General features: G+C 72.8%; 27 protein-coding genes. 3 read left to right on the forward strand and 24 right to left on the reverse strand.

Annotated features, from left to right (window positions below; genetic code table 11):
* Position 1: 1 nt before the first annotated feature.
* From tsaE to galE, 9 genes are all read right to left on the reverse strand, one after another.
* Positions 2–586, reverse strand: coding sequence for a tRNA (adenosine(37)-N6)-threonylcarbamoyltransferase complex ATPase subunit type 1 TsaE (gene tsaE, locus LG274_RS04995; protein ID WP_248115933.1), 585 nt, complete (start codon positions 584–586; stop codon positions 2–4).
* Positions 583–1,794, reverse strand: coding sequence for an alanine racemase (gene alr / locus LG274_RS05000; protein WP_404465795.1), 1,212 nt, complete (start codon positions 1,792–1,794; stop codon positions 583–585). Before alr ends, tsaE begins: the two co-directional genes overlap by 4 nt.
* A complete protein-coding gene (locus LG274_RS05005) occupies positions 1,795–3,399 on the reverse strand; it encodes an NAD(P)H-hydrate dehydratase (protein WP_404465797.1) in 1,605 nt (534 codons plus the stop codon).
* Positions 3,396–3,773, reverse strand: coding sequence for a holo-ACP synthase (locus tag LG274_RS05010; RefSeq protein WP_248115940.1), 378 nt, complete (start codon positions 3,771–3,773; stop codon positions 3,396–3,398). Before LG274_RS05010 ends, LG274_RS05005 begins: the two co-directional genes overlap by 4 nt.
* The gene (locus LG274_RS05015) at positions 3,770–4,522 is read right to left on the reverse strand and encodes a hypothetical protein (protein WP_404465799.1); all 753 of its coding nucleotides are present in this window, start codon (positions 4,520–4,522) and stop codon (positions 3,770–3,772) included. Before LG274_RS05015 ends, LG274_RS05010 begins: the two co-directional genes overlap by 4 nt.
* Positions 4,519–6,651 carry a glycogen debranching protein GlgX gene (gene glgX / locus LG274_RS05020; protein ID WP_248115944.1) on the reverse strand — a complete coding sequence of 711 codons (2,133 nt, stop codon included), beginning with the start codon at positions 6,649–6,651 and terminating at the stop codon, positions 4,519–4,521. Before glgX ends, LG274_RS05015 begins: the two co-directional genes overlap by 4 nt.
* 182 nt (positions 6,652–6,833) lie before the next feature.
* Entirely contained in the window at positions 6,834–8,069 is a 1,236-nt protein-coding gene (locus tag LG274_RS05025) for a serine hydrolase domain-containing protein (RefSeq protein ID WP_404465801.1), read from the reverse strand.
* A gap of 146 nt (positions 8,070–8,215) precedes the next feature.
* Positions 8,216–10,087, reverse strand: coding sequence for a glutamine--fructose-6-phosphate transaminase (isomerizing) (gene glmS, locus LG274_RS05030; protein WP_404465803.1), 1,872 nt, complete (start codon positions 10,085–10,087; stop codon positions 8,216–8,218).
* A gap of 45 nt (positions 10,088–10,132) precedes the next feature.
* Entirely contained in the window at positions 10,133–11,176 is a 1,044-nt protein-coding gene (galE, locus tag LG274_RS05035; RefSeq protein ID WP_298987221.1) for a UDP-glucose 4-epimerase GalE, read from the reverse strand.
* Positions 11,177–11,384: 208 nt separating this feature from the next.
* On the opposite strand from galE, the gene coaA reads away from it, so the two are divergent.
* Complete coding sequence (gene coaA / locus LG274_RS05040; RefSeq protein ID WP_404466006.1) at positions 11,385–12,302, forward strand: type I pantothenate kinase; 918 nt, start codon at positions 11,385–11,387, stop codon at positions 12,300–12,302.
* Positions 12,303–12,393: 91 nt separating this feature from the next.
* Positions 12,394–12,828 (forward strand): large conductance mechanosensitive channel protein MscL, encoded by a 435-nt coding sequence (gene mscL, locus LG274_RS05045; RefSeq protein WP_298711712.1) that lies wholly within the window; start codon positions 12,394–12,396, stop codon positions 12,826–12,828.
* Positions 12,829–12,934: 106 nt separating this feature from the next.
* On the opposite strand, the gene LG274_RS05050 is transcribed toward mscL, so the two are convergent.
* Both LG274_RS05050 and glmM read right to left on the reverse strand, forming a co-directional pair.
* The gene (locus tag LG274_RS05050) at positions 12,935–13,114 is read right to left on the reverse strand and encodes a hypothetical protein (RefSeq protein WP_298711715.1); all 180 of its coding nucleotides are present in this window, start codon (positions 13,112–13,114) and stop codon (positions 12,935–12,937) included.
* Between the two features lie 3 nt (positions 13,115–13,117).
* Positions 13,118–14,473 (reverse strand): phosphoglucosamine mutase, encoded by a 1,356-nt coding sequence (gene glmM / locus LG274_RS05055; protein ID WP_248115958.1) that lies wholly within the window; start codon positions 14,471–14,473, stop codon positions 13,118–13,120.
* A 167-nt stretch (positions 14,474–14,640) separates the two neighbouring features.
* Here glmM and LG274_RS05060 point away from each other — a divergent pair, with 167 nt between their 5' ends.
* Positions 14,641–15,438, forward strand: coding sequence for a peptidoglycan recognition family protein (locus tag LG274_RS05060; protein WP_298987209.1), 798 nt, complete (start codon positions 14,641–14,643; stop codon positions 15,436–15,438).
* Positions 15,439–15,531: 93 nt separating this feature from the next.
* Here the strand turns inward: LG274_RS05060 and ppk2 are convergent, their stop codons facing one another.
* From ppk2 to secY, 13 genes are all read right to left on the reverse strand, one after another.
* A complete protein-coding gene (gene ppk2 / locus LG274_RS05065) occupies positions 15,532–16,575 on the reverse strand; it encodes a polyphosphate kinase 2 (RefSeq protein ID WP_404465807.1) in 1,044 nt (347 codons plus the stop codon).
* A gap of 188 nt (positions 16,576–16,763) precedes the next feature.
* Positions 16,764–17,258 carry a 30S ribosomal protein S9 gene (gene rpsI, locus LG274_RS05070; protein ID WP_248115965.1) on the reverse strand — a complete coding sequence of 165 codons (495 nt, stop codon included), beginning with the start codon at positions 17,256–17,258 and terminating at the stop codon, positions 16,764–16,766.
* Between the two features lie 37 nt (positions 17,259–17,295).
* Entirely contained in the window at positions 17,296–17,739 is a 444-nt protein-coding gene (gene rplM / locus LG274_RS05075) for a 50S ribosomal protein L13 (RefSeq protein ID WP_248115967.1), read from the reverse strand.
* Positions 17,740–18,052: 313 nt separating this feature from the next.
* Positions 18,053–19,033, reverse strand: coding sequence for a tRNA pseudouridine(38-40) synthase TruA (gene truA / locus LG274_RS05080; RefSeq protein WP_404465810.1), 981 nt, complete (start codon positions 19,031–19,033; stop codon positions 18,053–18,055).
* 97 nt (positions 19,034–19,130) lie between these two features.
* On the reverse strand, positions 19,131–19,874 hold the full coding sequence (rplQ, locus tag LG274_RS05085; RefSeq protein ID WP_248115972.1) for a 50S ribosomal protein L17: 744 nt from the start codon (positions 19,872–19,874) through the stop codon (positions 19,131–19,133).
* 72 nt (positions 19,875–19,946) lie between these two features.
* The gene (locus LG274_RS05090) at positions 19,947–20,945 is read right to left on the reverse strand and encodes a DNA-directed RNA polymerase subunit alpha (protein ID WP_298987195.1); all 999 of its coding nucleotides are present in this window, start codon (positions 20,943–20,945) and stop codon (positions 19,947–19,949) included.
* A gap of 133 nt (positions 20,946–21,078) precedes the next feature.
* Positions 21,079–21,483: a 30S ribosomal protein S11 gene (gene rpsK / locus LG274_RS05095; protein ID WP_248115977.1), complete on the reverse strand. Its 405-nt coding sequence runs from the start codon at positions 21,481–21,483 to the stop codon at positions 21,079–21,081.
* 84 nt (positions 21,484–21,567) lie between these two features.
* Entirely contained in the window at positions 21,568–21,936 is a 369-nt protein-coding gene (gene rpsM / locus LG274_RS05100; protein WP_248115979.1) for a 30S ribosomal protein S13, read from the reverse strand.
* Positions 21,937–22,219: 283 nt separating this feature from the next.
* Complete coding sequence (rpmJ, locus tag LG274_RS05105; protein ID WP_002857509.1) at positions 22,220–22,333, reverse strand: 50S ribosomal protein L36; 114 nt, start codon at positions 22,331–22,333, stop codon at positions 22,220–22,222.
* Between the two features lie 37 nt (positions 22,334–22,370).
* Positions 22,371–22,592 carry a translation initiation factor IF-1 gene (gene infA, locus LG274_RS05110; protein WP_010080397.1) on the reverse strand — a complete coding sequence of 74 codons (222 nt, stop codon included), beginning with the start codon at positions 22,590–22,592 and terminating at the stop codon, positions 22,371–22,373.
* 160 nt (positions 22,593–22,752) lie between these two features.
* Positions 22,753–23,595: a type I methionyl aminopeptidase gene (gene map / locus LG274_RS05115; RefSeq protein ID WP_343282067.1), complete on the reverse strand. Its 843-nt coding sequence runs from the start codon at positions 23,593–23,595 to the stop codon at positions 22,753–22,755.
* A 4-nt stretch (positions 23,596–23,599) separates the two neighbouring features.
* Positions 23,600–24,217, reverse strand: coding sequence for an adenylate kinase (locus LG274_RS05120; RefSeq protein WP_248115988.1), 618 nt, complete (start codon positions 24,215–24,217; stop codon positions 23,600–23,602).
* 45 nt (positions 24,218–24,262) lie between these two features.
* Positions 24,263–25,570 (reverse strand): preprotein translocase subunit SecY, encoded by a 1,308-nt coding sequence (gene secY, locus LG274_RS05125; RefSeq protein ID WP_248115992.1) that lies wholly within the window; start codon positions 25,568–25,570, stop codon positions 24,263–24,265.
* Positions 25,571–25,655 lie beyond the last annotated feature (85 nt).

Raw genomic sequence — 25,655 nt, forward strand, 5'->3', positions numbered from 1 at the left:
TCTACGGAAGGCGCACCCCGCGCCACCGCGGCCCGTAGCCGGTCACGACGGCGGTGCGCACTTCTTCGGCCGACTCGCCCTCCTCGTCGGAGAAGTCGGTGACGATTACGGCAGGCCGGCCGTCCGACGTCGGGCCGGCCGACTCCCCGCCGCGGGCGCGGACGATCTCCACGTCGAGCCACGAGGCGTCCGGGTCCTCGGGGAACCCCGCGAGCGACTCCGCGAGCCCGCGGCCCCACTCCACCACCGTGACGGAGCGGTCGAGGCTCTCCTCGAGGTCGAGGTCGGTCAGCTCCGCCCCGGAGCGCAGGCGGTAGGCGTCCACGTGCACGAGGTCCGGCCCGTCGGCGGGTCCCGGGTGGATGCGGGCGAGCACGAACGTGGGCGAGATGACGCCCTCGCGCACGCCGAGGCCCTCCCCGAGCCCCTGCGTCAGCGTCGTCTTCCCGGCGCCGAGGTCGCCCGTGAGGATGACGACGTCGCCAGGGCCGAGCACCCGGGCCAGGGCGCGCCCGACGGCGCGGGTGCCGACGGCCCCGTCGAGCTCGACGGCGGTGGTGAGCGTGGGCGCAGGCAGGGTGGTCATGCGCGGGCCTCCCCCGTCGTCGCCGCGGCGTCCCCGGCGCTCGCCTCGAGACCGTGGTCCGAGTCCACGTGCTCGCGCGGCACGCGGCTCCCGATGCGGGTGACGAGCTCGTAGTTGATGGTTCCCGCGGCCTCGGCCCAGGCGTCCGCGGGGATGCCCGACGTCGGGCCGAACAGCTCGACGGGGTCGCCCACGCGCTCCGTGGCGTCCGGGCCGAGGTCCACCACGAACTGGTCCATCGCGATGCGTCCGGCCACGGTGAGCCGGCGTCCGGCGACGTCGAGGGGGGCGTCCTCCGCCACGCGCGGGACGCCGTCGGCGTAGCCCAGCGGCACGAGGCCGAGCACGGTGGGCGCGGCGGTGCGGTGGCGGTAGCCGTAGGACACGCCCTGGCCGGCGGGTGCCGCCTTGACGCTCGCGAGCGACGTCCGCAGCGACATCGAGGGGCGCAGCCCGAACTCCTGCGCGGGGCGATCCGGAAAAGGGCTGAGGCCGTAGAGGCCGAGGCCCACGCGGACCATGTCCAGGTGCGCGTCCGGGCGGGTGAGCGTGGCGGGCGTGTTGGCGATGTGGCGGACGGAGGGCGTCAGGCCCGCCTCCCGCAGGACCCGCACACCCGCCTCGAACGCCGCGAGCTGCGCGTCGGTCTCCGCGGCGCGCTCGGGCTCGTCTGCGACCGCGAGGTGGGAGAAGACGCCCTCGACCCGCAGCACGCCCTCGGCCTCGAGCGCCGCGGCGCGCGCGGCGAGGTCCGGCAGCGCGGCGGGCGGGCAGCCGTTGCGCCCCAGGCCGGTGTCCAGCTTGAGGTGGACCGTGGCGGGACGTCCGGCGGCGCGGGCCGCGTCGGCGACGGGCTCGATCTCCCACCCCGAGACGCCGAGGGCGACGTCGGCCGCGAGCGCCTGAGCGAACGGGGTGTCCCGCGTGTGCAGCCACGCCAGGACCGGGGCGTCGACGCCGGCGGCCCGCAGGCCGAGCGCCTCGGTCACGTGCGCGACGCCCAGGCGGTCGGCACCGGCTGCGAGCGCGGCGCGGGCCACGGGGACGGTGCCGTGGCCGTAGGCGTCCGCCTTGACGACGGCCATGAGCGCGGGGGCCGTGCCGTCGGGATGGCGAGTGCGCTCCTTGAGCGTCCGCACGTTGTGGCGGACGGCGGCGAGGTCGATGCGGGCGCGGCGTTCGAGGGGGTGGTCGGTCACGGATCCCATTCAATCAGCCCGAGTTCCGCGCGCCTCGCCCCACCACATCCGCGCCACCGTCCCCCCGACCGCGGCCGGCAGGGTCCCGGCGGTCATGCGGCCCGCACGGGCCTGGTCGGCGCCGGCGCGGGCGTGCAGCCACGCGGCCGCGGCGGCGAGGGACGCGAGGGTCGGGACGTGCTCGACCTCCCCGGCCCCGCACGTCGCGCCCTCCTCCTCGGCCGCGCGGGCCCGGCGCGCCGCATCGGCGGCCAGCACCGCGCCCAGCACGCCGGAGAGGACGTCTCCCGTCCCGCCGACCCCGAGCTCGGGGCCGCCCTCGCCCATGAGCCACGCCTCGCCGTCGGGCGCCACGACGAGCGTGCGCGGCCCCTTCAGCAGCACGGCGGCGCCGTGGGCGGCGGACCACGCCCGTAGGCGGGCGAGCTCGTCCGGGGCGTGGCCGGCGCCGTCGGCCCCCGGCACGGGGATCCGCTCGGTGAGGCGCGCCCACTCCCCCGCGTGCGGCGTGAGGACCACGCGGGCCCCGGCGTCGCGCAGGGCGGCGAGGTCCTCCGCTGTCACGAGGGTGAGGGCGGAGGCGTCCACCACGAGCGCCGCCCGCGGGTTCGCCAGGACGGCGTCGCGCACCCGGATGAAGCGCTCCCGCGCGTCGTCCTCGGTGTCCAGCCCGGGCCCGACGACCCAGGCGTCCGTGCGCTCCGGCGCGGGCCCCTCCGCCGAGACGAGCGCCTCCGGGTGCGCCGTGACGACCGCGGCCCGCGTCGTCGCGGGGCCGGCGTGGTGCGCCATCCCGGCGCCCGCCTCGAGCGCCCCGGAGGTGCTGAGCACGGCCGCGCCCGGGTACCGCGCGGAGCCCGCCACCACCCCGACGACGCCGCGCGTGTACTTGTGGCCGTCCGCCGCGGGGGCGGGGTGCAGCCGGGCCGCCGTCGGGCCGTCCATAACGCGCAGCCGCTCCGGCGGCGCGCTCGGCAGGTGGGGCCCGAGGCCGATGTCCACGAGGCGGACGTCCCCGGCGAGGTCCGCTCCGTCGCCGAGCAGCAGGCCCGTCTTGAGCGCGCCGAAGGTGACGGTGACCTCCGCGCGCACGCCCCCGCCGCGCACCTCGCCCGTGTCCGCGTCCACGCCGGAGGGGACGTCGCACGCCACCACGGCGGCGCCCGCGGGCAGGCCGCGCGCCGCGTCCGGCACGGCGAACTCCCCCCGGAATCCGGTCCCGAGCATCCCGTCCACCACGACGTCGGCCCGGGCCGGCACCACGTCCGCGGCCGTGCCGCCGGCCGCGCGCAGGGCAGCCCAGCCCTCGGCGTGCCAGCGGGGCGCGCCGTGCTCGTCCCGCGCGATCGGCACGGCGACGGCCGCCACCCCGCGGCGGCGCAGGAGGGCCAGGGCCCACAGCGCGTCGCCGCCGTTGTTGCCCGTGCCCACGAGCGCGGCGACGGTCGCGCCGGCCACCGGGCCGCGCCCGCGCAGGACCCGGAGCACGTGCTGGGCGAGCCCCCAGGCGGCGCAGCGCATGAGCGCGGCGCCCTGGCCGGCGGCCAGGAGGGGCTCCTCGGCGGCGCGCACGGCGGAGCCGGTGACGGCGAACGGGGTCGGGGATGCGGTCACGGGGTGTCCTCCTCCGCTCGCCTCTCGGCCACGACGTAGGCGGCGGCGACGTCGCCGTCGTGACTGAGCGAGAGGTGCCAGTGGGTGATGCCGAGGGCTCGGGCCTGCGCCTCGACCGTGCCGGTCAGCCGCACCTCGGGGCGGCCGTCGCCGTGCTCGGGGCGAGGGATCCAGCAGTGGTGCCACATCATGCCGGGCGGGGCGCCCATCGCCTTGGCGATGGCCTCCTTCGCGGCGAACCGCGCGGCGAGCGAGCGCAGCGGGAGGTCCCGCTCGTCCACGGTGAAGAGCCGCTCCCGCAGGGCGGGCGCCCGCTCCAGCTGCGCGCGGAACCGCGGCACGTCCACCACGTCCACGCCGACGCCGACGATCACGCCGACGTCTCCGCGAGCGTGACGCCGACCGGCCGGACGCCAGCCGTGCGCACGGCGGCCTCGACGGGCATGCCCAGGGCTCGCTTGGCGAGGTCGAGCGGCCAGCGCACCACGCCGGGCAGCTCGTCGCCGCAGCCGGACGTGAGGCCCGCCTTCCCGTACGCGAGGACCGCGTAGGCCGCCTGTCGTGCGCGGACGCCGTCGTCGTATCCGGCGTCGAACTCGTACATGGACACCGTGCCCTCCTCCTCCGGCCAGCACCGCCGCGCGAGCAGGCGGGCGCGTTCGAGGTGTTCGCCGAAGGTGAGCACCCCCAGGTCCTGCAGGCCGAGGGCCCGCATGCGCTCGCCCGCGTACATGACCTCCCCCTGGGTGGTCACCGGATCCGGGGAGAAGCACTCCACGGTGACGCCGTGCAGGCGGGGGTCGGCCTGCGCCGGCTCTCCGCACAGCTTCTCATGGCCGTCCGGCCCGAGGTGCGCGGAGACGAACACGCGGTCGGCCACGCCCGCGCCGAGCAGGTCGAGCGCCGCGTCGTAGACCGCCGGCTGGCTGTAGAGCACGAGCAGCGCGTCCACGTGCTCAGGGTTCTCCGCGTGGGGCTCGAGCGTCTGGCGGGCGGCCCATGCCGCGCCGTACGCGAGGGCCGCGATCGCCAGGACCGCGAGCGCCGCGAGCATCCACCGCGGGGCCCGGGGCCCCGCACGCCGCGGGCGCGCCGGGACGCGCCCCTCGGCCGGGCGGCTCACGCCGAGGCGTCCTCGGGGGTCTGGCGCAGGATCATGGTGGAGCGCGGCGGCAGCTCGACCACCTCGCCGGCGCGCACGATCGGATGGGTGCCCTGGGGCGCCACGTGCGAGGACGTGTCCAGGACGATCTCCCAGGCCGCGGGGAACGTGGGGCCGGGCAGGGTGTACGGCACCGGCTCCCACCACGCGTTCATCAGCACGTAGAAGTCCCGGTAGGGCTCCTCCTCCCCGTCTCGGCGCGGCAGCGCATGGCCGTTGAGGTAGAACCCGATCGAGCGGGCCTCGTTGCCCCAGTCGTCCTCCGTCTTGGGCGAGGCGTCCGGCTCGAGCCACACGATGTCCGGCAGGGGCGCGTCCACGTCGCGGGCGGCGGGGCGGCCGTCGAAGTGCTGGCGCCGGCGGAACACCGCGTGCTCACAGCGCAGCCGGATGAGCGTGCGCGTGAACTCCACGAGGTTCGCGTCCACCGTGGACCAGTCGATCCAGGCGATCTCGTTGTCCTGGCAGTAGGCGTTGTTGTTGCCGCCCTGCGTGCGGCCGAGCTCGTCGCCGTGGCTGATCATCGGCACGCCCTGGCTGAGCAGGAGCGTGGCGAGGAAGTTGCGCTGCTGCCGGGCACGGAGGGTGAGGACCTCCGGATCGTCCGTCTGCCCCTCGACGCCACAGTTCCAGGAGCGGTTGTGCGAGTCGCCGTCCTTGTTGTCCTCGCCGTTGGCGGCGTTGTGCTTCTCGTTGTAGGAGACGAGGTCGCGCAGGGTGAAGCCGTCGTGCGCGGTGACGAAGTTCACGGACGCGCCGGGGCTGCGGCCGTCGCCCTCGTACAGGTCCGCTGAGCCGGTGAGGCGGGTGGCGAACTCGCCGAGGGTGCCCGGCTCACCGCGCCAGAAGTCGCGCACCGTGTCCCGGTACATGCCGTTCCACTCGCTCCAGATGCCGGGGAAGTTGCCCACCTGGTAGCCGCCCCACCCCACGTCCCAGGGCTCGGCGATGAGCTTGACCATGCGCAGCACCGGGTCCTGGCGCACCACGTCGAAGAAGCCGGAGAACATGTCCGGGCCCTTCTCCCCCTCCACGCGTGTGAGGGTGGTGGCGAGGTCGAACCGGAAGCCGTCCACGTGCATCTCGGTCACCCAGTACCGCAGCGAGTCCATGACGAGCTGGAGGGCCTTGGGGCTGGAGAGGTCCACCGAGTTCCCGGTGCCCGTGTAGTCCATGTAGTGGCGCTCGTCGCCCTCCACGAGGTGGTAGTACCCGGCGTTGTCGAAGCCGCGCAGGGAGAGCATGGGGCCCTTGTCGTTGCCCTCGGCGGTGTGGTTGTAGACCACGTCCAGGATGACCTCGAGGCCGGCCGCGTGGAGGTCCTTGACCATCTGCTTGAACTCGCGCACCTGGCCGCCGAGGTCGTCCGCCGCCGCGTAGGCGGCGTGCGGGGCGAAGAACCCGATCGTGTTGTAGCCCCAGTAGTTGTCCAGCCCCTTCTCCTGGAGCGTCGCGTCGTTGACGAACTGGTGCACCGGCATGAGCTCGACCGCGGTCACGCCCAGGTGCGTCAGGTGCCCGACCACGGCGGGGTGGGCCATGCCGGCGTAGGTGCCGCGCAGCTCCTCCGGCACGTCCGGGTGCAGCCGGCTCATGCCCTTCACGTGCGTCTCGTAGACCACGGTGTCCGTGAGCTCGGTGTGCGGCGGGGCGTCCTCGCCCCAGTCGAAGTCGTCGGCCACCACCACGCCGAGCATGGTCGAGCCCAGGTTGTCGGTGGTGTCCATGCGGTCCGGCTCGTCGAAGTCGTACGAGTGGTGCTGCTGGCCCCACGCGTACTCGCCCGTGAAGGCGCGCGCGTAGGGGTCCACCAGGACCTTGGCGGGGTTGTGCCACAGCCCGCGGGCGGGCTCCCAGGGACCGCGCACCCGGTACCCGTAGCGCTGGCCCGGGCCGACGTCGGCCACGTGCACGTGCCATGTGGTGTCGTGGCGCTCCTCGATCGGGATGCGCTCCTCCGTGCCGTCCTCCCCCACGAGGCACAGCTCCACGGCCTCGACCTCCCGGCCGACGGCGATGGCGAAGTTGGTGCCGGTGTCGTCCACCGTGGCCCCGAGGGGGTACGGCTGGCCGATGTCCACTGTGCGCATGTCTCTCCGAGGTCAGGCAGGGCGCGCCGGAGCCGACGCGCATCGTCAGCGAGTCTACTGGGCGGTCCGCAGACCCTCGCGATGGCGAAGGTCTCCCCCGTCGCCGGGTCCGGACGGCGGACGGCCCCGGTGCACCCTCCCGTGGGGGTGCGCCAGGGCCGGGCGGGCTGCCCGCCGGTGCGTCAGCCGATGCGCAGGCGTCCGGCGGCGGCGCCGTGGGCGGCACGGGCCCGGGCCTCGGCGTCGACGCCCCGGGGCAGGGCGAAGGCGGCGCGCAGGACGGCCGTCTGGCGTTCCCACACCTGGGCGGCTCCCTCCGCCCAGTACGGGCGGCCGACGAACGTGAACGCCATCGCGCGCGAGCCGTCGCGGCTGGCCAGGGCGAGGGACGCGGAGCCGAACCCGCCGCCGTCGTGCCCGTACAGCGTGCCACCGGGCACCGCCGGGTCCGGCATCTGGAAGATCCCGTACCCGTAGCCGTACGGGGCGGCCGCTCCGACGGGGGTGATCATGGCGTCCACCGACGCCTGGCTGACGAGGCGGCCCTGCAGGAGCGCCTGGTAGAAGCGGACGACGTCGCCCGCCGTCGCGATGACCGCGGCGGCTCCCGCGAAGACCGACTGGTCGATGACCTCGAGGCGCATCGTCTCGGCGGGACGCACCGCGGCGTCCTCCATCTCGGCGCCGCGCACGAGCGTGCCCTCCTCGAGGCGGGCGCGGTGCATGCCCGCGGGGCGGAACACGCGCTCGCGGATCAGGCGGGAGAGCGGGCGGCCCGTGACGGCCTCCACCATCAGCTGTGCCACCACGTACCCGGTGTTGGAATAGCCCCAGTCGGTCCCGGGCTCGAACCACCAGCCGTCCTGCTTCGCCAGCTCCACGAGCTCCAGCGTCGTGTAGGGGCGGGAGACGACGTCGCGGACGTGCGTGAGCGGCAGGTCCCACAGGCCCAGGTGCTCCATGATCACCCAGACGGCATCCGGCATGCCCGAGGTGTGGTTGAGCAGCTGGCCCAGGGTGACCTCCTCGCGGCCCGGCCACAGGCCGGGGAGGACCTCCCCGATCGTGGAGTCGAGGCGCAGGGTGCCGCGCTCGATCTCCTGGAGCGCGAGTGTCGCGGTCATGGCCTTGGTGACGCTGGCGACGCGGGCGACCGACTGGGGGCGGGCCGGCGCCGGGGTGGCCGCGGAGCGCCGACCGGCGGCGAGCTCGAGGCGGCCGGCCGGGGAGGCCACGGCGCACACGGCGCCGACGACGGGCCACGCGACCAGGGCGTCCAGCGAGCGCTGGAGGATGTCGGCGTCCGCCCCGGCGGTCCGGGGCGCGGCGAGGGCAGACTCTGCCAGCGCGGCGGGAAGGGCGAGGCCGGCCAGGCCGGCGGCGAGCCCCTGCGTGACGGTGCGGCGGGACGGATGCATGGGTGGGCCTCCTCGGGGTCAGGGTCACCGATGTGTGACCGAGATCACCCTAGCGGCTCGTGCGCCGCGGCGCCCTCCACGACGGCCGCGGGCCGGGTCCCCGTGGGAGACCCGGCCCGCCGCTGCGCGCCTGACGGCGCGGAAGCTCACTCCACCGTGACGGACTTCGCCAGGTTGCGCGGCTGGTCCACGTCGTAGCCCTTCGCCGAGGCGAGCTCGAGCGCGAAGATCTGCAGCGGGACGGTGGTGAGCAGCGGCATGAGCATGGGCTGCGTCTCCGGGACCTCGAAGACGCCCTCGGCCTGCGAGCGCACCGCGGCGTCGCCCCGCTCGGCCACCGCGAAGGTACGGGCCCCGCGGGCGCGGACCTCCTGGATGTTGGAGACCACCTTGGCGTGCAGGGAGTGGCGGTCCATCGGGGAGGGCATGACCACGAACACCGGCTGGCCCTCGTCGATCAGCGCGATCGGCCCGTGCTTGAGCTCGCCGGCGGCGAAGCCCTCCGCGTGGATGTACGCGAGCTCCTTGAGCTTCAACGCGCCCTCCATGGCCACGGGGTAGCCGACGTTGCGGCCGAGGAACAGCACGGAGGTGGCGTCCGCCATCGAGCGGGCGAGCTCCTTGACCTGGTCCGCGTTCTCGAGGATCTCGCCGATCTTCGCGGGGATGTCGGCGAGGTCCGCCATGATGTCGCTGATCTGGCCGCTGAAGAGCTTCTTGTTCAGCTGCGCGAGGTAGAGGCCGAGGAGGTAGGCCGCCGTGATCTGGGCGAGGAACGCCTTCGTGGAGGCCACGGCGATCTCGGGGCCGGCGTGCGTGTACAGCACGGCGTCGGACTCGCGCGGGATGGTGGAGCCGTTGGTGTTGCAGATGGACACCGTGCGGGCGCCCTGCTCCTTCGCGTACCGGACGGCCATGAGCGTGTCCATGGTCTCGCCGGACTGGGAGATGGAGACCACGAGCGTGCCGTCATCGATGATGGGGTCCCGGTAGCGGAACTCGTGGGAGAGCTCCACCTCCACCGGGATGCGGCACCAGTGCTCGATCGCGTACTTGGCCACCATCCCGGCGTAGGCCGAGGTGCCGCACGCGAGCACGATGATCTTGGTGATGCTGCGCAGCTCCTCGGGCTCGATCCGCAGCTCGTCCAGCACGAGCGCGCCCGAGGCGTCCGTGCGGCCCAGCAGGGTGTCCCGCACGGCCTGCGGCTGGTCGTGGATCTCCTTCTCCATGAAGGTGGCGAAGCCGCCCTTCTCCGCGGCGGAGGCGTCCCAGTCCACGGAGAACGCCTTGCCCTGCGCGGGCGCGCCCGCGAAGTCGGTGATCTCGACGGCGTCGGCGGTGATGGTCACCACCTGGTCCTGCTCGAGCTCGATGGCGTTCCGCGTGAAGTCGATGAAGCCCGAGACGTCCGAGCCGAGGAAGTTCTCCCCCTCGCCCACGCCCACCACGAGCGGGGAGTTGCGGCGGGAGGCGACCACGCGGTCCGGGTGGTCCACGTGGACGGCCAGCAGGGTGAAGGCGCCCTCGAGGCGCTGGGAGGCCATTTGCATCGCGCGGGTCAGGTCCCCGGCGGCCCCGTTGCGGTAGATGTCGCCCAGCAGGTGGGCGGCCACCTCGGTGTCGGTCTCCGAGAGGAAGCTCACCCCCTTGGCCAGCAGCTCCTCGCGGAGCTCGGCGTAGTTCTCGATGATGCCGTTGTGGATCATGGCCAGACGGCCCTCGTCCGCGACGTGCGGGTGCGCGTTGACGTCCGTGGGGCCGCCGTGGGTGGCCCAGCGCGTATGGCCGACGCCCACCTGCGCCGCGGGCACCGGGTGCGCCTCGAGCTCGGCGGCCAGATTGGCCAGCTTGCCCGCCTTCTTGCGGTGGTACAGCTCGCCGTCCGCCACGACGGCGACGCCGGCGGAGTCGTATCCGCGGTATTCGAGACGGCGCAGGCCCTCCATGAGGACCTCGAGGGCGCCGTGGTCCCGAGTGGTGGAGGGGTGGCCGATGTATCCGACGATTCCGCACATGCGGATGAGGATACCGGCCGCGGCCCCGGGCGCGCGCCGCCGCGCTCAGGACTCGCGGTAGCCGTGGGGATTGGCCTCCTGCCAGGCCCACATGTCCCGGACCATCGCCTCGACACTGCGCCGGGCGCGCCAGCCGACCTCCCCGCCGATCGCGTCGACGGCCGCGCGGGACTCCCCGATGTCCCCCGCGCGGCGGCCCACGACCCGGTACGGGACGGCGCGGCCGGTGACGGCCTCGACGGCGCGGACCATCTCGAACACCGTGACGCCCTCCCCGCGCCCGATGTTCCAGACCTTCACGGCCGGCGCGTCCCGCGTGTGCTCCGTCATCCACTCGAGGGCGGCCACGTGGGCCTCGGCGAGGTCCATTACGTGGATGAAGTCGCGGATGGCGCTGCCGTCCCGCGTGGCGAAGTCCGCCCCGAACACCTGCAGCTCGGGGCACTGCCCGGTGGCCACGCGCGCCACGAACGGCATGAGGTTGGCGGGCGTGCCCTGCGGATCCTCCCCCAGGCGGCCGGAGGGGTGGGCGCCCACAGGGTTGAAGTAGCGCAGCACCGCCACGGAGAGCGCGGGCACGGACCCGTGGACGTCGCGCAGGACCTGCTCGGCCATCAGCTTGGAGTGGCCGTACGGGTTCACGGGCGCGGTGGGCGCGTCCTCGGCGACGGGCACGGCGGCGTCGTCGCCGTAGACCGTGGCGGAGGAGGAGAAGAGCAGGACACGCGCGCCGGCCTCGGCGGCCACGCGCGCGACCTGTGCAGTCCCGGCCACGTTGACGCTGTAGTAGGCGGCAGGCTCCCGCATCGACTCCGTCGGCGACTTCAGGCCCGCGAAGTGCACGACGCCGTCCGGCGCGTAGCGCACCACCGCGTCGGCGTAGTGCTCGGGACGGCAGACGTCCGCCTGGAGCAGGTCGAGGCGGGGGCCGCCGAGCTCGACGCCGCACACCTCGGCGGCCCGCTCGAGGGCTGCCCGGGACGAGCTGACGAGGCTGTCCAGCACCAGGACGTCATGGCCGGCGTCGAGCAGGGTGGTCACCGTGTGTGACCCGAGGTAGCCGGCACCACCGGTCACGAGAACGCGCATGGGTCCGATCCTAGCGGCGGCGGTTCGGAGCCCGGGGGCGCGCCGCAGGGGGCCCGGGACGCGCCACGGAACGGCGGGCTCCGACCCACCGCAGGGCGACCGTCATAATGGTGCGGTGACGGACACCGACGCGCTCCCCGCGAGCCCTGCCCTCCCGGCCCGGCCCCGCGAGCCCGCCCGGGCGGCCGACCACCACCGCTCTCCCTTCGTGGAGCTCGAGCGGCAGACCTGGTCCCGCCTCGCCGCGGAGATGGCTCAGCCCTTCGACCAGGCGGACGTGGAGCGGCTGCGCGGCATCGGCGACACCCTCTCCCTCACCGAGGTGGCCGAGGTGTACCTCCCCCTCTCCCGGCTCCTGGGCATCAACGTCGAGGCGTCCGGTGCACTGCGCAACGCGACCAATGCCTTCCTGGGCGAGCACACCGGCCGGACCCCCTACGTGATCGGCGTGGCGGGCTCGGTGGCCGTGGGCAAGTCGACCACCGCGCGCGTGCTCCAGGAGATGCTGCGCCGCTGGCCCACCACCCCCCGCGTGGAGCTCATCACCACGGACGGCTTCCTCCATCCGAACGCCGTCCTCGCCGAACGCGGGCTCATGAAGCGCAAGGGCTTCCCGGAGTCCTACGACCGGCGCGCCCTGCTCCGCTTCATGGCCGACGTGAAGTCCGGGGCGGAGGAGGTGCGTGCGCCCGTGTACTCGCACATGACCTACGACATCGTCCCCGGCGAGGAGCAGGCGGTGCACCGCCCGGACGTGCTGATCGTGGAAGGCCTGAACGTGCTCGCCCCGCCACGCACCCGCACCGACGGCACGGCCGGCCTCAGCGTCTCCGACTTCTTCGACTTCTCCGTGTACGTGGACGCCCGTGCCGACTGGATCCGCCGCTGGTACATCGAGCGCTTCATGGACCTGCGCTCGGGCGCCTTCCGCGATCCGCGCAGCTACTTCCACCGCTACGCCCACCTCGCCGACGCCGAGGCGCAGGCCACCGCGGAGCACATCTGGGACACCATCAACGGGCCCAACCTCCAGCAGAACGTGCATCCCACCCGGGGGCGGGCGCGACTCGTGCTCACCAAGAACGAGCGGCACGAGGTCACGCGGGTCCTGCTGCGCAAGGTCTGACGCCCGCCTCGTGGCCGGACCCTGGTCGCCCCGGCCCGGCCGAGCCTCGGACACGGTCGGCGCCGGCCTCGAATGGCCATAGACTTGCCCCATGCTTCAAGGATTCAAGGAATTCATCCTCAAGGGAAACGTCATCGACCTCGCCGTGGCCGTCGTCATCGGCGCCGCCTTCAGCAAGGTGATCAACGCGGTCGTGGAGAACGTGCTCATGCCGTTCATCTCCGGGCTCGTGAAGGCGCCGGACTTCGACCAGTTCGGCGTCGTGATGCTCAATGGCAACGCCATCCAGTTCGGCGTCCTCCTCACCGCGATCGTCAACTTCCTGCTCATCGCCGCGGCGGTCTACTTCGTGATCATCCTGCCGATGAACGCCATGATCGAGCGCCGCAACCGGCGCCTCGGCATCACCCCGAAGGACGAGGAGGTGCCGGAGGACGTCGCCCTGCTCTCCGAGATCCGCGACCTGCTCGCCGCCCAGCGCGGCGGCGCCGCGGGCACCGTCACCGGGACCGACCCCCGCCTCTGAGCCTCCCGGCTCCCCGACCCCGACGGGCCCCGGACACCTCCCCAACGGAGGCGTCCGGGGCCCGTCCTGTCACGGGGCTCACCCGCCGGGGGCACGGGGCCGCCCCCTACGGTGCGGTGGCCGCGCCGCCGGTCCCCGCGTCCAGGCACGGCAGCCATTCGAGCGCCACGCCGCGGCCGCACACCGGGGCGTCCACGGCCGCGTAGGCCACGCCCCACAGCAGCGCCAGCCCGGCCGTCAGCGCGCCGAGCAGAACCGCCCTGCGAGGCGGCTGGTCCGGGCGCACGGGTCAGGCGTGGAGCGCGAGCTCGCGCTGCACGACGGCGGCCAGGGACTCGGCCTCGCCGCGGGCGGTGTCCTCGTCCGGGGCCTCCACCATCACGCGCACCACCGGCTCCGTTCCGGACGGGCGCAGCAGCACCCGCCCCGTCTCACCGAGGCGCGCCTCGGCCTCGGCCACGGCGGCCTGCACGGCCTCGTCCGTCCCGGCGCGGGCCTTGTCCACACCGCGCACGTTCACGAGCACCTGCGGGAGGCGCTGCATCACGCCGGCGAGCTCGGAGAGCGGGGTGCCGGTCTGGGCCACGCGGGAGGCGAGCTGCAGGCCGGTCAGCACGCCGTCGCCCGTGGTGGCGTGGTCCGCGAAGATCACGTGGCCGGACTGCTCGCCGCCCAGCGAGTAGTCCCCCAGCTTCATGCCGGCCAGGACATAGCGGTCGCCGACCTGGGTCTCCACCAGCTGGACCCCCTCGCGGCCCATGGCCAGCTTGAGGCCGAGGTTGGACATGACGGTGACCACGAGGGTGTCGTCGCGCAGGGCGCCGCGGTCCTTCAGGGCCAGCGCCATGACGCCCATGATCTGGTCGCCGTCCACGACCTCGCCGTGCTCGTCCACCGCGAGGCAGCGGTCGGCGTCGCCGTCGTGGGCGATGCCCAGGTCCGCGCCGTGCTCCTTGACCGCCGCCTGGAGCATCTCCAGGTGCGTCGAGCCGCAGCCCTCGTTGATGTTCAGCCCGTCCGGGGAGGCGCCGATGACGACCACCTGCGCGCCGGCGGCGCGGAACGCCTCCGGTGAGCAGCCGGCGGCCGCGCCGTGGGCGCAGTCCAGCACCACGGTGAGGCCGTCCAGGCGGTGGGGCAGGGACTGGAGGAGGTGGAGGACATAGCGGTCCTCGGCGTCGGAGAAGACGCGCACGCGGCCCACGTCCGCACCCGTGGGGCGCAGCGGGTCGGCGCCCTCCAGGTGCTGGATGATCTCGTCCTCCTGCCCGTCGGTGAGCTTCTGGCCACCGCGGGCGAGGAACTTGATGCCGTTGTCCGGCGCGGGGTTGTGGGAGGCGGAGATCATCACGCCGAAGTCCGCGCCCAGGTCCGCCACGAGGAACGCGGCCGCCGGCGTGGGCAGCACACCCGCGTCCCAGACGTCCACGCCGGACGAGGCGAGGCCGGCCACCACGGCCGCGCCGATGAACTGGCCGCTGATCCGCGGGTCCCGCGCGACGACGGCCACGGGCCGCCTGCCCGCCTCGAGGGCCTCGGCCCCGAGCACGGGGGCGGCCGCCTGGGCCAGCTGGAGGGACAGCTCCACAGTGAGGGTCTCGTTGGCCAGGCCACGGACGCCATCGGTTCCGAACAATCTCGACATGATCAGTGAGTCTACGAGCCTGAGTGGCCCGGAGCACCACCCCCGGGGTCTCGAGCGCGCCGCGCGGCCGGTACCATCGAGCCGGTGGGCCCGCGCCCGTGCACCCGTCCGGCTCCCGGACGGGCGGCCCCGCGGCCCCCCGCCGCCCCGACACGAAGGACCCCTCCATGGCCGATCTCCCCGAGACCACCCCACGACGACGCTGGCCGCGCCGCGCCGTCCTGGGCGGCACCGGCATCGCGCTCGCCTCCGCCGCCGTCGCCTGCGGATCCGGCGACGAGGCCCCCGAGGCGTCCGCCTCCGCCGGCGGCGACGACCGCCCCCGCCTGCCCGCGCCGGAGATCCTCACGACGGACGACTGGGGCGCGGTCACGCCCGCCAACTACCTCCAGACCCTCTACGAGCGCCCCTCGTACCTCGTCATCCACCACACGACGACGCCGAACACCTCCGACGGGTCCCGCCAGGCCGCCATGGACCTCGCCCGCATGGTGCAGAAGGGCCACATCGCCCAGGGCTGGGGCGACTCCGGCCAGCAGTTCACGATGTCCCGCGGCGGCTTCCCCATGGAGGCCCGGCACGGCTCCCGCCACGCCCTCGAGGGCGGGGAGACCTTCATGCTCGGCATCCACGCCCTCGGCTTCAACGCCTACGCCCTGGGCATCGAGTGCGAGGGCTTCTACATGGTGAACCCGCCGCCGCAGAGCCTCTACGCGGGGCTCGTGCGGCTCTCCGCCTACATCTGCCAGCAGTACGAGATGCCGCCCTCGCGCATCATCGGCCACCGCGACGTGGTGGCCACCAGCTGCTGCGGCGACGCGTTCTACGCGAAGCTCCCGATCCTGCGCGAGGACGTGCGCGCCTCCCTGGAGGCCGGCGAGTACCGCATCAGCGAGGGGTTCGGGGCGGACAACCTCCTCGACGACGCCCACGTCAACGCGGAGTGGGTCAAGCGCAACCCCTGAGCATCCGCACCGCCGACGACGGCGCCCCACCCGAGCGGGCGGGGCGCCGTCGTCATGCGGGGGCCTCGGCGGGCCGCCGCGTCCCGGACGTGCTCAGCGCACGCGCGGGAAGGAGCCGCTGTCGTGATCCTCGCCCATCTCGAACAGGTCCGTCGCGGGTGCGCAGATGAGCGGGTCCGGGGCGTGCACGACCCGCGCGTCCTTGTCCGGGTACGGGAGCGTGTGCAGCACGTGCCGGATGGCCTCGAGGCGCGCGCGCTTCTTGTCGTTGGACTTCACCACGGTCCACGGCGCGTCGGCCGTGTGCGTGTAGAAGAACATGGCCTCCTTGGCGTTCGTGTAGTCGTCCCACTTGTCGAGGGAGGCCATGTCGGTGGGCGAGAGCTTCCAGCGGCGGACGGGATCGGTCTCGCGGGAGGCGAAGCGGTTGAGCTGCTCGCGCTGGGAGACGGAGAACCAGAACTTCACGAGGTGGATGCCGGAGTTGACCAGCATGCGCTCGAGCTCCGGGGTCTCCCGCATGAACTCGAGGTACTGCGGCGGCGTGCAGTAGCCCATGACGCGCTCGACGCCGGCCCGGTTGTACCAGGACCGGTCGAACATCACGATCTCCCCGCCGGAGGGCAGGTGCTGGATGTAGCGCTGGAAGTACCACTGCGAGGCCTCGGCCTCGGTGGGCTTCTCGAGGGCCACGGTGCGGGCGCCGCGCGGGTTGAGGTGCTCGTTGAAGCGCTTGATCGCGCCGCCCTTGCCGGCCGCGTCGCGCCCCTCGAAGATGATCAGGACCTTCTGGCCCGTCTCCTTGACCCACAGCTGCATCTTCAGCAGCTCGATCTGGAGCTCGCGCTTGCGGCGCTCGTAGAGGCGTCGGCTGATCTTCGTCTCGTAGGGGTAGCCCTCGCGCCACGCGAGCGGGTCCGGGGTCGGCAGGGCCTTGTCCCCGCGCAGCTTGCGGCCGAGCTCGTGGATCTCGTCGACCTCCGCCGCGTAGTCGTGGGTCACGGCGAACGGGACATCGGAATCCCCCGCCTCCAGCACGTGGACGGGGGTGCTCTCCGGCGACGCCGGCGCGTCGGTCTGCGCCTGGCCCTGGGCCTCCTGGGGGGCGTCCTCCGGGCGGCGGGATGAATCTGCCATGGCGGATCTCCTCGTGGCTCTCACACGTCTCGCGCCACCGGCGGGAGCCCTCACGCCCCGGGCGAGCCCCCGCCGCACTGCGGGGACCCTCACAGTCTAGGCGCCGGACGCGGCAGACCCCGCGCCACCGGGGAACGGTGACACGGGGTCTGCGGGGCGGATCCGCTCGGCCGGAGCCGAGGCGCGGATCAGCGCTTCGAGAACTGCGAGGCCTTGCGGGCCTTCTTGAGGCCGGCCTTCTTGCGCTCGATGACGCGGGCGTCACGGGTGAGGAAGCCGGCCTTCTTGAGGGCGGCGCGGTTGTGCTCGCGGTCGATCTCGTTCAGGGCGCGGGAGATGCCCAGGCGCAGCGCACCGGCCTGGCCGGAGGGGCCGCCGCCGTGGATGCGGGCGATCACGTCGTACGCGCCGGCGAGCTCCAGCAGCGTGAAGGGGTCGTTGACCTCCTGCTGGTGCAGCTTGTTGGGGAAGTAGTTCTCCAGGGTGCGGCCGTTCACGGTCCACTGGCCGGAGCCGGGGATGAGGCGGACGCGCGCCACGGCCTCCTTGCGGCGGCCGACGGCTGCACCGGGGACGGTCAGGGCGGGACGCTCGGACACGGCGGCCTCGTCGGTGGAGGCGGTGGCGGACGACTCGGAGGTGTAGCTGGTCAGCTCCACGTCCTCATGCTCATTGATGCTCATGGTTCTCCTCAGGAAAAGTCTCAGGCGGTCGCCAGGGTCACTGGGCGACCTGGCCGATCTCGAAGGTGGCGGGCTGCTGGGCGGCGTGCGGGTGCTCGGCACCGCGGTACACCTTGAGCTTGCCCATCTGCTGGTCGGCCAGCGAGTTCTTGGGGAGCATGCCGCGGACGGCCTTCTCCACGGCGCGGACCGGGTTGGTCTCGAGGAGCTCGGCGTAGCTCTGCGACTTCAGGCCGCCCGGGTAGCCCGAGTGGCGGTAGGCGCGCTTCTTCTCGAGCTTGGCGCCGGTGAGGGCCACCTTCTCGGCGTTCACGATGATGACGAAGTCGCCCATGTCCATGTGGGGGGCGAACGTCGGCTTGTGCTTTCCGCGCAGCAGGGTGGCGGTGTGGGTGGCCAGGCGGCCGAGGACGACGTCGGTGGCATCGATGATGTGCCACTGGCGGTCGGCATCGCCAGGCTTGGGAGAGTACGTACGCACGTTGTCTGCCTTCAGGGTCGGTGATCGGTCACAGTGGCCGCGCGCTGGGGCGTGATTCCGGCGTGGGGCGCACTGTCAGTTCTCCGTGCGCGCCGGGGCTCCAGGTGAGGACTGGAAGGCGACCGGGCCCGAGGATCCCGGGGGTGCGGCGCGAGCTGAAGGCCATGCAACTGAGCCACTCGCGGCACGACGCATCCGGGTGCGGACATGCGCAACGTCTCCCCATGCTACCGGGTCCGCGTCCCCGCGGCAAAAGCGCGGGCCCACGTCCCGCGGCGCCCTTCGGGGGCGCCCCCGACGTCGACGCCCGGACTCACAGGGAGCGTCGGGCCCGTGTCCCCGCGGCGCGGGCCCGCAGCACGTCCGGGTTCGCCGGGTAGGCGACGCGGGCCAGGGTCAGCCCACCCGGCGGCGCGAGGCGCACATGGGAGTCCCGCACGCGGGCCGCCAGCCGCTCGCCCGCCCAGCCGGGAGCGCGACGCCCCTCCCCCACCTCCAGGAGCGCCCCCACGATGGAGCGCACCATGTGGTGGCAGAACGCGTCCGCGCGGATCTGGACACGGACGATCCCCTCCGGGTCCCGCTCGACCCGCAGATCCTGGACCTCGCGGATGGTCGTGGCACCCTCGCGCGGCCTGCAGAAGGAGAGGAAGTCGTGCAGGCCGAGGAGGGCGTGGGCCTCCGTCTGCATGCGCCCCACATCCAGGGCGGCGCCGTGCCAGTGCGTGCCCCGGCGGGTGAGCGGGTCCTGCGTCGCTCGGCGGTCACTGATGCGGTACTCGTACTCGCGCCACAGGGCGCCGAATCGCGCGTCGAAGCCCTCCGGTGCACGGGCCGCGCCGTGCACCACGACGGCGCCGCCCCAGCTGGAGAGCACGCCCGCGAGGCGGCGCAGCAGGGCCTGCCCCGGGTCATCGCCCGGCCGGCCCCGGGAGAGGCCCTCCCACTCGGCGGCGGAGAGGTCCAGATGGACCACCTGGCCGCGCGCGTGGACGCCGGCGTCGGTGCGCCCGGCCACCACCGTGGCCACGGGGCGGCGCAGGATCCGCTCCAGCGCCTCCTCGAGCGCGCCCTGGACGGTGGGCAGCCCCGGCTGGGAGGCCCAGCCGGAGAACGCCGATCCGTCATAGGCGAGGTCGAGCCGCACCCGGAGGCGCGCGTCGGGGACGGCGAGGTCCGCGGCGGCGTCTGCGGCGGGCGCGGCGAGGTCCGCGGCGGCGGACGGGGTGGAGTCGGCCTCGGCGGACGCGTCCCCGCGCGGGCGGATGTGCTCGGCAGAGCGGTGCTCGGTCATGGTGCTCCTGGGGGTCGACGCGACGAAGGGCCGCCCACCGAGGTGGACGGCCCTTCGCTCAGGGGATGCGCTCCCCGCCGAGGGGGTGCGCACGGCCTCACTCGGAGGCGGGCATCTTCTGCGCCGCGGCGCCGCCGGCGGGCTCGAAGCCGGCGGCCACGGCCTCCTCGACAGTGGTGAACCAGACCTCGGCGGTGGTCTGGTCGTACCAGCGGGAGCCGGGGACGTGGTACTTCTTCGAGCTGGCGTTGCCCTTGATGGTCGCGCCCTCGGGAGCGGAGCCGTCCTCGGTCGTGGCGACGGCGCCGTCGATCTCGGCGGCGGTCTCCTCGGACTCGGCCACGGTGACGTCCTCGGTGGCGGCCGGGTCCACGGCCTCCACGGGGACGGCCTCGGCCTCGACCGGGGCGGCCGGAGCCGTCTCGACGGCGCGCTCGGCCTCACGGACGACGGCCTGCTTCGGGGAGACCGGATCCATGATGAGCTCGATCACGGCCATGGGCGCGTTGTCGCCGTGGCGGTTGCCGATCTTGGTGATGCGGGTGTAGCCGCCGTTGCGCTCGGCCATGGCCGGGGCGATCACCGTGAACAGCTCGTGCACGATGGACTTGTTGGTGCGGTTCTTCGCCGCGATGATGCCCTGCACCTTGCGACGGGAGGGCAGGTCGCCCTTCTTCGCGAAGGTGATGAGGCGCTCCGCGTGGGGGCGGAGGCGCTTGGCGCGGGTGAGCGTCGTGGTGATCGACTTGTGCTCGAAGAGCTGGGCCGACATGTTGGCCAGCATGATGCGCTCGTGGGCCGGGCTGCCGCCCAGGCGCGGACCCTTGGTGGGGGTAGGCATGGTGTTTCTCCTCAGGTGGTCCCCGGTGCCGGCGTCGGCCTCGGGGTCAAAGATTCAGGGGTGCGGTGCGGCTCAGAAGTCCGAGAACGGATCGTCGTCCATCTGGCGCGCGTGGAGCTGCGGGTCGTAGCCGGCCGGCGAGTCCTTGAGGGACAGGCCCAGCTCCTCCAGCTTCTCCTTGACCTCGTCGATGGACTTCGCGCCGAAGTTGCGGATGTCCATCAGGTCGGCCTCGGACCGGGCCACGAGCTCACCCACGGAGTGGATGCCCTCGCGCTTGAGGCAGTTGTAGGAGCGCACGGTCAGCTCGAGCTCCTCGATCGGCTGGGCCAGGTCGGCGGACACGTCGCCCTCCGCCGGCGTCTCGCCCAGGTCGATGCCCTCGGCCTCGACGTTGAGCGCGCGGGCCAGGCCGAACAGCTCGACGAGCGTGGAGCCCGCAGAGGCCACGGCGTCGCGCGGCAGCATGGACTCCTTGGTCTCCACGTCCAGGATCAGGCGGTCGAAGTCCGTCCGCTGCTCCACACGGGTGGCCTCGACCTTGAAGGTCACCTTGAGCACGGGTGAGTAGATGGAGTCGACCGGGATGCGGCCGATCTCCGCGTCCGCGGACTTGTTCTGGGCCGCCGTCACGTAGCCGCGGCCGCGCTCGACCGTCAGCTCCATGTCGAACTTGCCCTTCGCGTTGAGCGTCGCGATGTGGAGGTCCTTGTTGTGGATCTCCACACCGGCGGGAGCGGTGATGTCCGCGGCGGTCACGACGCCGGCCCCCTGCTTGCGCAGGTAGGCGACGACGGGCTCGTCGTTCTCGGAGGAGACGGACAGCTGCTTGATGTTGAGGATGATCTCGGTGAGATCCTCCTTGACGCCGTTGACGGTGCTGAACTCGTGCAGGACGCCGTCCACGCGGATGCTGGTCACGGCAGCACCGGGGATGGAGGAGAGCAGAGTGCGGCGCAGGGAGTTGCCGAGGGTGTAGCCGAAGCCGGGCTCCAGCGGCTCGATCACGAACCGGGACCGACGGTCGGACACGACCTCTTCGGTCAGCGTGGGGCGCTGTGCAATGAGCACGAACATTTCCTTTCGGCGAGCGTCCGCCATATGACGCACGCGGGGGGTGGAAACGAGGACGGGATGGGATCAGGTCGCAGACCTGTCCGCACCCGCCCCGGGGGACGGGGCGGGTGCGGAGAAGACGCTCAGGTCAGACGCGGCGGCGCTTCGCGGGGCGAGCACCGTTGTGGGCCATGGGGGTGACGTCCTGGATGGACCCCACCTCGAGGCCGGCGGCCTGCAGGGAGCGGATGGCGGTCTCGCGACCCGAGCCCGGGCCCTTCACGAAGACGTCCACCTTCTTCATGCCGTGCTCCTGGGCGCGCTTGGCGGCCTGCTCGGCGGCCAGCTGCGCGGCGTAGGGGGTCGACTTGCGCGAGCCCTTGAAGCCCACCTCGCCGGACGAGGCCCACGAGATGACGGCACCCGTGGTGTCCGTGATGGACACGATGGTGTTGTTGAACGTGCTCTTGATGTGGGCCTGGCCCACGGTGATGTTCTTCTTGTCCTTGCGGCGCGGCTTGCGGGCCGCTGCGGCGCGGGTCTTGGGGGGCATGTGGTTCTCCTGACGAAAAGGCTGACGGTGCAGGTGCTGCGGCGGGGCGGCCGGACGGGTCCGGGCTCAGCCTCGCCGGCAGGATCACTTCTTGCGGCCGGCGACCGTCTTCTTGGGGCCCTTGCGGGTGCGGGCGTTGGTCTTCGTGCGCTGACCGCGCACCGGAAGGCCGCGACGGTGGCGCAGGCCCTCGTAGGAGCCGATCTCCACCTTGCGACGGATGTCGGCGGCGACCTCGCGGCGGAGGTCGCCCTCCACCTTGTAGGTGCCCTCGATGTGGTCGCGCAGCTGCACCAGCTGTTCGTCGGAGAGGTCCTTCACGCGGATGTTCGGGTCGATCCCGGTGGCGGCGAGGGTCTCCTCGGCGCGGGTCTTGCCCACGCCGTAGATGTAGGTGAGTGCGATGATCACGCGCTTCTCGCGCGGAATGTCAACGCCTGCAAGACGAGCCATGCGGCCGTCCTCCTGTTCCTTGAAGCAGCAGAGGTCTGCACCAGGGACGCCCGGACGACGCGGCTCACGGCCAAGCGGACCCTCGAGCCGCGGCGCCCAGCGAGTGCTCGGCGTGCTCCGCGGCGGTCGTCCGCCGTCGTCGGTCTCCGGCCCCTGCGACCGGAGGTGTCGGCCGCGTCCCGTGTGACGGGGGCGACCGTTGTCCCTGCTGTTCGGCCATCATGGCCGGTTGGGTGTTCTCGTCAGCGCACGGCGTCGCTCCCCCGCGAGACGGGGGAGGCGATCAGCCCTGGCGCTGCTTGTGGCGCGGGTTCGAGCAGATCACCAGAACGCGGCCCTTACGGCGCACGACCTGGCACTTGTCACAAATCCGCTTCACGCTCGGCTGAACCTTCACGGCTCTTCCTCCTGCGCTCGCTTGGACGGGTTGGGTCTTACTTGTAGCGGTAGACGATGCGACCTCGATTGAGGTCGTACGGGCTAAGCTCCACCACGACGCGATCCTCGGGGAGGATGCGGATGTAGTGCTGACGCATCTTTCCGGAGATCGTGGCGAGCACGACGTGCTCGTTCTGCAGACGGACGCGGAACATCGCGTTGGGCAACGCCTCCGACACCGTGCCCTCGACCTCGATGACACCTTCCTTCTTAGCCATGTCCTCCACTATCGTCATGCTCCGACAGCGGCGCGGTGGCGCCGCCCACGGGGCGGGAACGGGGTGGATCGCGGCGGCACGCCGACGGCGAGCGGACACGATCAACATTCGATGATACCGCATCCGGAGCCGGATGACCACCACGCCCGGGCGTGCGGGGTCACTCCCCCGGCGGGACCGGGGTGACGCCGAAGCGGGCCAGCTCGGACGCGCCGCCGTCGGGGGCGGTGAGGACCCACAGGCCGCCGGCGTGGCGGCACACCGAGTGCTCCCACTGGCTCGCCCGCGCCCCGTCCTCCGTCACCACGGTCCAGTCGTCCTCGAGGGTGCGGGTCTCGATGCCGCCGCGCACGAGCATGGGCTCGATCGCGAGCGCCAGGCCGGGGCGCACGCGCGGGCCCTGGTGCCCGGTGCGGTAGTTGAACACATCCGGGGGCAGGTGCATGGCCGAGCCGATGCCGTGGCCCACGTAGTCCTCGAGGATGCCGAGCTCGGGGCCGTCCTGCGCCGAGACGTGGTCGTCGATGGCGTCGCCGATCTCCCCCACGTGCGTGGCGGACGCGAAGGCGGCGATCCCCGCCCACATGGCCTCGCGGGTGACGGCGGAGAGGCGCTCGTCCGCGGGGTCCGCCGTGCCGGCCGCGGAGGACCCCAGGATCACGGTGCGCGCGGAGTCGGCATGCCAGCCGTCCACGATCGCGCCGCCGTCGATCTTCAGGACGTCGCCGGCCTGCAGGACGCGCTCCCCGGGGATGCCGTGGACCACCTCCTCGTTCACCGACGCGCAGATCGTGGCGGGGAAGCCGTGGTAGCCCAGGAAGTTCGAGGTTGCGCCGTGCTCGGCGAGGACGCCGCGGAACACGGCGTCCAGCTCCGCGGTGGTCACACCGGGGGCGGCGGCGTCCACGGCGGCATCGAGGGCCGCGGACAGGACCACCCCCGCACGCTGCATGGCCTGCAGCTGGGGGGTGGTCTTGAGCTCGAGGGAGCGACGTCCGATCACGCGGTCAGGCCTCGGTCCGCGGGGTGATGACGGGCAGGGTGCCGGTCGCCGCGCGCACCGAGTAGACGGCCTGGAGCAGGCGTTCCGTGACGTCGTCGATCTGGCCCGTGCCGTCCACGCGCGCCACGATGCCGCGGTCCACGTAGTTCTCGATCACGACCTCCGTCTCGCGGTGGTAGAGGTCGAGGCGGTGCTGGATGACGTCCTGGGTGTCGTCGGCGCGGCCCTCGATCTCGGCGCGCTTGAGCAGACGCTCCACGAGCTCGGCGTCCGGCACCTCGAGCTCGACGACGGCGGACAGGGCCTGGCCGGCCTCGCGCAGCATGGCGTCGAGCGCCTCGACCTGGCCCGCGGTGCGGGGGTATCCGTCCAGGAGGAAGCCGTGCTCGGCATCGGGCTGGGCGATGCGGTCGGCCACCATGCGGTTGGTGACGTCGTCGGGCACGAAGTCGCCGTTGTCGATGTAGCGCTTGGCCTCGACGCCGAGCGGGGTCATGGCCTTGACGTTGTGGCGGAAGATGTCGCCGGTGGAGATGGGGACGATCCCCAGCTTGTCGGCGATCCGGGAGGCCTGGGTGCCCTTACCGGATCCGGGAGGGCCCATGATCAGCATGCGGGTCATCGTGTGTTCCTCACTCTCGAGATGGTGGACGTCCGTGGCGGCCGCTCAGCGCAGCAGGCCCTCATAGTGGCGCTGCTCCATCTGCGCGTTGATCTGCTTCACCGTCTGGAGGCCCACGCCCACCATGATGAGGATGGACGTGCCGCCGAACGGGAAGTTCTGGTTGGCGCCGATCAGCACGAAGGCGATCAGCGGGATCATGGCCACAATACCCAGATACAGGGCACCGGGGAGCGTGATCCGGCTGATGACGTACTGGAGGTAGCGCTCCGTGGGGCGCCCCGCCCGCACACCCGGGATGAAGCCGCCGTACCGCTTCATGTTGTCCGAGATCTCCTGCGGGTTGAACGTGATGGAGACGTAGAAGTAGGTGAAGCCGATGATCAGCAGCAGGTACAGCGCCATGTAGACGGGGTGGTCCCCCCCGGAGAAGTACGTGCTGAGGAAGCCCACCCATGCGGGCGGTGCGGAGCCGTCCTGCGGGGTGTTGAACTGGATCAGGATGCCCGGGAGCATCAGCACGGAAGACGCGAAGATCACCGGGATCACGTTGGCCATGTTGACCTTGATCGGGATGAACGTGCTCGAGCCGCCCACGGTGCGCGAGCCGATCTGCCGCTTCGCGTACTGCACCGGGATCCGGCGCTGGGACTCCTCCACGAACACGATGGCCAGCATCGTCAGGAGGCCGACCACCATCACGACGGCGAACGTGCGCCACCCCTGGGTCTGCAGCACCTGCGCGATGCCGGACGGGAAGCTCGCCGCGATCGAGGCGAAGATCAGCAGGGAGATGCCGTTGCCGACCCCGTTCTCCGTGATCCGCTCGCCCAGCCACATCACGACGACGCAGCCGGTGGCCAGGACGATCACCACGAGGAGGACGGTGAGCAGCGAGTCGTCCCGCAGGAGGGGGATGCTGCAGTTGAGCAGCGCGCCGGAACGGGCCAGCGACGTCATGGTGGTGGCCTGGAGGAGGGCGAGCGCGATGGTGAGGTACCGGGTGTACTGCGTCAGGGTGGCCTGGCCCTGCGGCCCCTCCTGGTGGAGCTGCTCGAAGCGCGGGATCACCACGCGCAGCAGCTGGACGATGATGGAGGCCGTGATGTACGGCATGATCCCCAGCGCGAAGACCGAGACCTGGAGCAGCGCCCCGCCCGAGAACATGTTCACGAACGAGTAGAGGCCCCCGGTGGTGCTGCCGGAGGCCAGGCAGGTCTGCACCGCCGCGTAGTCCACACCCGGGGAGGGCACGAAGGCCCCGAGCCGGTAGACCGCGATGAGACCGAGCGTGAAGAAGATCTTCCGCCTCAGGTCCGGCGTCCGGGCGATCCGCGCGATGGCCTTGAACACATGTCCTCCTGCGGGGGGGGGGTGGGGGTTCGGCGCTCCCCCACGCGGGGGACGCACGAGGGCCCGCCGCACCGGGCGGGCCACC

This window comes from Micrococcus antarcticus (assembly GCF_044872765.1).
In the GTDB taxonomy this organism is placed as follows: domain Bacteria; phylum Actinomycetota; class Actinomycetes; order Actinomycetales; family Micrococcaceae; genus Micrococcus.